Annotated in this window: 4 protein-coding genes; all 4 read left to right on the forward strand. The window is 67.6% G+C overall.

Going from position 1 to position 2,254, the window contains the following annotated elements:
• Nucleotides 1–176: 176 nt before the first annotated feature.
• Nucleotides 177–776 (forward strand): hypothetical protein, encoded by a 600-nt coding sequence (locus tag HC022_RS24515; protein ID WP_167454133.1) that lies wholly within the window; start codon nucleotides 177–179, stop codon nucleotides 774–776.
• A 211-nt stretch (nucleotides 777–987) separates the two neighbouring features.
• Complete coding sequence (gene ihfB, locus HC022_RS24520; RefSeq protein WP_008885705.1) at nucleotides 988–1,269, forward strand: integration host factor subunit beta; 282 nt, start codon at nucleotides 988–990, stop codon at nucleotides 1,267–1,269.
• Between the two features lie 10 nt (nucleotides 1,270–1,279).
• Complete coding sequence (locus HC022_RS24525) at nucleotides 1,280–1,630, forward strand: LapA family protein (protein ID WP_008883721.1); 351 nt, start codon at nucleotides 1,280–1,282, stop codon at nucleotides 1,628–1,630.
• Nucleotides 1,631–1,726: 96 nt separating this feature from the next.
• The coding region (locus HC022_RS24530) for a phosphoribosylanthranilate isomerase (protein ID WP_167454134.1) at nucleotides 1,727–2,254 on the forward strand (528 nt) is incomplete at its 3' end.

Below are 2,254 nucleotides of genomic sequence, written 5' to 3' on the forward strand. Positions count from 1 at the left end.
CCCTCGGCGCAGCGCTCAAGGGCGACAACTGAGCCTGAGCGACTTCGCTTGTGAATTGGGGGCCCCGCCGGAGAGATCCGGCGGGGCCCTTGCCGTTCCGGGGGGGCTCGCGATCCTGGACAGGTCGCGTCCGCGGCGGTCAGTCTGGGCAGGGATTTCAACGAGGTCCTTTGCCGATGCCCGATCGTCTCGGTTTCCGCCTTGCGGCCCTGATCGCGGCCATGGCCTGTCCCGCCCCCGTCGCCGCGCAATCGCTCGAGGACGTGGTGCCCTTCGATCCCGCCAACATGGCGGAGACGGGGCGCTTCTGCGAGGCGAACTGGGCAGGTGTCTACGACGATCCGACCCTCAAGCGCATGTGCCACAACGTCTTCATCTGCGGCGACGGCGGCTGCCTCCCGGAGTACATCGTCGCGGTTGTGGCGCGGGAGCGCGAGGAGGAATTGCGCGCGGTCGTGGCAGGGCTGCCGCTCGACGGCTTCGCGCCATGCGATCCGGGCGATCCCTGGCAGCGGTATTACGCGGCGCCGCTGGAGCAGGAGGTCGAGCCCATGGGGCTTCTCGGGTTCCTCGACGGGTGCGACGTGATCTCCTACTGCGGCAAGACCTTTCCGGGTTTCGAGGCCGACGTGGTGGCGACGCTGCGCCAGCTCGGCACCGAGGACCTGCTGCCCGCGGCGGTCTCGGCGGTCGAAAGTGCCTTCGGCGGCTTCTTCACGACGCTTTTCCTGACCCTCTTCGGGCAGGAGGCGCGGGAGACGGGCGCGCGCACGTGACGCCCGCGAATCGCGCGAACGTGAAGAGGCCTTTCTGCGGCGCAGCACCGCGCTATGTGGTCGGCAGACCGGCCGCGCGGCGGGAAAATGGCTTCAAACTGCTGCTACAGAATGCTTTTTCAGGGTGGCCACCGGGTTTCCGGTTGGCGCGAAGGCGTCGAGTGTCGTAGAACGAAAAGGCGCGGAGAGACGCATTGAGGGATGTGCGAGGATGATCAGATCGGAATTGATCCAGAAGATCGCGGAGGAGAACCCGCATCTCTACCAACGTGACGTGGAGCGGATCGTGAACACGATCTTCGAAGAGATCACCAATGCCATGGCCCGGGGCGACCGGGTCGAACTGCGCGGTTTCGGCGCCTTTTCGGTCAAGAAGCGCGATGCCAGGATGGGGCGTAACCCCCGGACGGGCGACGCGGTCGAGGTCGAGGAGAAGCACGTGCCCTTCTTCAAGACGGGCAAGCTGCTGCGCGACCGGCTGAACGGAAAGTAAGAACAGGACCATGCGCTACATTCGCTTTGCATTTCTGGGCGCCCTCGCGGTCGTCCTCATCGCCGTTGCGATGGCCAACCGCTCGATGGTCGAGCTGCAGCTGCTGCCCGATGAACTGGCGTCGTTGCTGAGCTTCCAGCAGACCCTGAGCCTGCCGCTGTTCCTGGTGTTCTTCGGCGGCATCGTCTTCGGCCTGCTGATCGGCTTCGTCTGGGAGTGGCTGCGCGAGCACAAGCACCGCGCCGCCGCCGCCGAGCGCAAGACCGAGGTCCGCAAGCTCGAGCGCGAGCTGAAGAAGACCCAGGCCGAGCGCGACAAGGACAAGGACGAGGTCCTCGCGATCCTCGACCAGAGCGCCTGATCCTGCTCCAGGGCGCCGGCACCCGTCCGGACTCCCTTGGGGGGATCCGGGCGCCGGACCACGAGCGGGGCAACGCGCCAGATGGGACCTTTGGTCATGGATGACATCCGGATAAAGATCTGCGGGCTCAAGCGGCCCGAAGAGGTGGCGGCCGCCGCCGGTGCCGGTGTGCGCTACATCGGTCTGGTGTTCTTCCCGCGCAGCCCTCGGGCGGTGAGCCTCGGGCAGGCGCGGTCGCTGGCGCTCGAGGCGCCGGTGGGGCTCGCCAAGGTGGCGCTCGTGGTCGATGCCGAAGACGCGCTGCTCGACGAGATCGTGGAGACGGTGCCGCTCGACATGCTTCAGCTGCACGGGCGCGAGAGCGTCGAGCGCGTGGCCGAGCTGCGCGCCCGCTACGGTCTGCCGGTGATGAAGGCGGTGGGGGTGGCCTCGGAAGAGGATCTCCCGGCGTTGCAGGAGTATGCGCGCGTGGCCGACCAGCTGCTGGTCGATGCCAAGGCGCCGAAGGGCTCCGTGCTTCCGGGCGGCAACGGGCTGAGCTTCGACTGGCGGCTGCTCGCCGGGCGGCGCTGGCCCTGTCCGTGGATGCTTGCCGGTGGGCTGACGCCCGACAATGTCGGGCAG

This window comes from Salipiger sp. HF18, assembly GCF_011806505.1.
Taxonomy (GTDB): Bacteria; Pseudomonadota; Alphaproteobacteria; order Rhodobacterales; family Rhodobacteraceae; genus Salipiger; species Salipiger thiooxidans.

What these genes read in the sequence shown, in the direction of transcription:
- HC022_RS24515 (WP_167454133.1), top strand. Translation starts at nt 177, where the DNA reads ATGCCCGATCGTCTCGGTTTCCGCCTTGCGGCCCTGATCGCGGCCATG.
- ihfB (WP_008885705.1), top strand. Translation starts at nt 988, where the DNA reads ATGATCAGATCGGAATTGATCCAGAAGATCGCGGAGGAGAACCCGCAT.
- HC022_RS24525 (WP_008883721.1), top strand. Translation starts at nt 1,280, where the DNA reads ATGCGCTACATTCGCTTTGCATTTCTGGGCGCCCTCGCGGTCGTCCTC.